The 3,162-nt window shown below is 52.5% G+C and carries 2 protein-coding genes; one reads left to right on the top strand and one right to left on the bottom strand.

From position 1 onward, the window contains the following. A partial coding sequence (locus V6D20_02765) for a hypothetical protein (GenBank protein ID HEY9814716.1) occupies window positions 1–541 on the bottom strand: 541 nt, incomplete at its 3' end. A 199-nt stretch (window positions 542–740) separates the two neighbouring features. On the opposite strand from V6D20_02765, the gene V6D20_02760 reads away from it, so the two are divergent. After that, complete coding sequence (locus tag V6D20_02760; protein HEY9814715.1) at window positions 741–3,065, top strand: FdhF/YdeP family oxidoreductase; 2,325 nt, start codon at window positions 741–743, stop codon at window positions 3,063–3,065. Window positions 3,066–3,162 lie beyond the last annotated feature (97 nt).

Genomic DNA, 3,162 nt, shown 5'->3' with positions numbered 1-3,162 from the left:
CATAGAGCTTTAGATAGCGTAAGTCCTGAATCTCTAGATTACAAACTGCTCCGATTAAAAACTCACTAACCACAGACTGATCTGGGGTATCTTCTGCTTCTAACATAATTAAGAGGCAGTCATCCTTAAAGCTGGCTATGGCAGAGATAGCCATGGCTTCAAGCATCTGATTAATTAAGGTTTGAATAGATGTAAGATCGCGTTGCTTAGCACGTTCCTCAAGAGATAGCTGTACTTTCTGGACAACATCAAACTTTTCAGACCAATCAGGGATTTCTTCACCGGTTTGACGGCCATAAACTACAACCGTATGCCAAGCATCAACAGTAAAATTCTCAAACGACTTCCGTAAAAATGCAACTAGCGCCGTCTGGGCAGGCGGCTGTGCTGCTTCCAGCATGATATTTAAGCAGAAGTTCTTGATGGATGCCTTTGCTGTGATGCCTTTGGGGTGAAGCGCCTGATTTAGCAAGGCTGTAACTGCTGCTGGGTTGCCTTGTTTTGCCTGCTGGATGAGAGTTGCTTTAGAAGACGTTGCCATAAGGTACTCCGGGAGGGCGAGTTGTGAGGAGTGGTTTTCTAGATTAGGATGCCCGGTTTGTTGTCCTAACTAACATAAGAAACCACTTTTTAGGATATAGATAACCTGCTAGGCTGTTTGCTTTTGTGGAGACTCTAGGTGCGATCGCCCTTTGATGGCATGATAGATGATAGGGGAATGGTGATAGATGAGGAGCCGTATGGACACCAACACAACATCCAACCAGCCAGAGCAGGATTCACAGCCGAATGCACCGTCTGTTGACCAAACGGGCTACTACAGCAACGCGCCTGAGGTGGGGGGTGGGTTGCCGGTGCTGCAATATTGGGCGGAGCATACCCTATCTCTGGAAGGGCCCGATCTATGGCGAGCGCTGACCCATAAGAGTGCCTGTCTGTCCTGCGCTTGGGGCACCGGCGGACAAAAGGGTGGTTTTACCAACGAGCTAGAAGAACCGCTGCAGCGCTGCATGAAAAGCGTAGAAGCGATTTCAGCGGAACTACAGCCGCCGGTAGCGTCCCATTTTTTCGATCGCCATTCTGTCGTTGAACTCCAGCAGTTAACCTCGCTGCAAGCCGATCGCTTGGGTCGTCTCAGTTTTCCGGTGATCCTGCGGGCGGGGCAGTCCCACTATGAACGTATCTCATGGGAGGAGATCTATCACCTGACCATGGCTGCTTTTCAGCGACCACCGGAGCGCGTGGCGTCCTACAGTTCTGGGCGATCGTCGAATGAGGCAGCATTTTTACTGCAATTGATGATGCGGGCTCTGGGATCTAACCACTTGGCAGACTGCTCCGATCTCTGCCACGTCCCTTCAACGGTGGGGCTCAAGCAAGTCTTTGGTTCAGGCACGTCCATGGTTGACCTGGAAGGACTGAAACAGGCGGATTGCGTGGTGTTGCTGGGGTCGAATGCACCGGCTAACCATCCTCGACTGATGAATGAACTGATTCATCTACGCGATCGCGGCGGTCGGGTGATTGTGATTAATCCGGTGATTGAGGTAGGTTTGGTGAAGTTTGCATCGCCGGCTTTCCCTCGCCAGCTCTTGTCGGGTTCTGACATTTCGTCTCTCTACCTCCAGCCGATTCCTGGGAGCGATACGGCGCTGCTGCTGGGCATCCAAAAGGCATTGATTGAACGTCATTTAATTGACCGCGACTATCTTCAACGCCATACCGAGAGGTGGGAGGCGGTGGTAGACCAGGCGCGATCGCTCTCCTGGGACGCGATTACAGCAACCTGCGGTGTGTCTCAACTGGAGCTAGAGCAGGCCGCGCTGATGATTGGTGCTTCAAAGCGGGTGGTCTTTGCCTGGGCAATGGGCATCACCCAGCAGCAGAATGGGGTGGACAATGTCCATGCGATCGCGAATACGGCGTTGCTGACGGGGAATGCGGGTAAGCCGGGTGCAGGTACCATGCCGATTCGCGGACATTCTAATGTGCAAGGCTTTGGCTCCATGGGGGTGACGGCCCATCTGCGGCAAGATATTCAAACGGCATTGGAAACGTTGCTGGGGCGATCGCTCAACCGCACACCGGGCTATCGGGCCCGAGACTTAATGGATGCAGCGGCTGCGGGGCAGGTCGATACGTTACTTTGCTTAGGTGGCAATGTCTATGCGGCGAACCCCGATCTCAACCAAGCTAAGTCGGCGCTCAGTAAAATTGACACGGTTATTTATCTATCCACGAAGCCGAACCTCGGGCATTTTCACGGTCTAGGACGCACTCACACTCTGATTATTCCGGTATTTAACCGCTTTGAAAATCCCCATCGCACAACGACCGAATCTGGTAACAACTTTGTGCGGCTCAACGATCCGGGTAAAACTCATCTCAAAGGTGCTGACCTGATTGCCGAAGTGGACTTTCTCAGCGAACTGGCCCATCGCCTCCATGGCGACCATCCCGTTAACTGGCGGCAGTTGCAAGATACCCGCTATATTCGTCAACTGATTGCCCAGACGATTCCTGGCTATGAAGCGATCGCCACGATCGATGAAACAAAAACTGAGTTTACCATCAGCGGCCGGATCTTTGATGAACCCAAATTTGCCACACCCTCTGGTAAGGCATCGATGTTTGTGACGGAGTTGCCCCAACTGAGGCTACCCGATGCCCAAAGCTTTGCTGCGCCCCCACAGACAGCTGGACGGGTTGTCGCCTTGATGACTGGTCGCAGCTATTCCCAACACAATACGGTTGTGTACAAAGAGGGCGATCGCTATCGAGGGATGCCCCACCGCCACTGTATCTTAATGAATCCTGCTGATGTGCAGCAGGCAGGATGGCAGGAGCATCAACGGGTTACGGTTCAGGGAGATGCTGGCCAATTAGAGAACATCGAAATTATCTTTGGAGCTGTGCGCTCAGGAGCTGCTTTCATGTTCTATCCAGAGGCTAATGTGCTGTTTACGGCAACTACCGATCCCAAGTCCGGCATTCCTGCCTACAAACGGGTACCGGTCTTGGTCTATGCGGCTAAGCCATCTGAGGCATCGGTACATTTTACCTAATCTGCCCTGAACGGGAGCGAGAGGTTTGAAAACCTTGTCCAGCACCGTAGGAGACGGTTCTGAACTCCACTTGGTTGGATGTGGGACTGTAGAGGAC

It is taken from the genome of Candidatus Obscuribacterales bacterium (genome assembly GCA_036703605.1).
Taxonomy (GTDB): Bacteria; Cyanobacteriota; Cyanobacteriia; order RECH01; family RECH01; genus RECH01.
This window is presented reverse-complemented; position numbering and strand designations above follow the sequence as displayed.

Bases quoted from the DNA above. Each gene is read 5' to 3' on its own strand.
- V6D20_02760 (HEY9814715.1), top strand. From the start codon at position 741: ATGGACACCAACACAACATCCAACCAGCCAGAGCAGGATTCACAGCCG.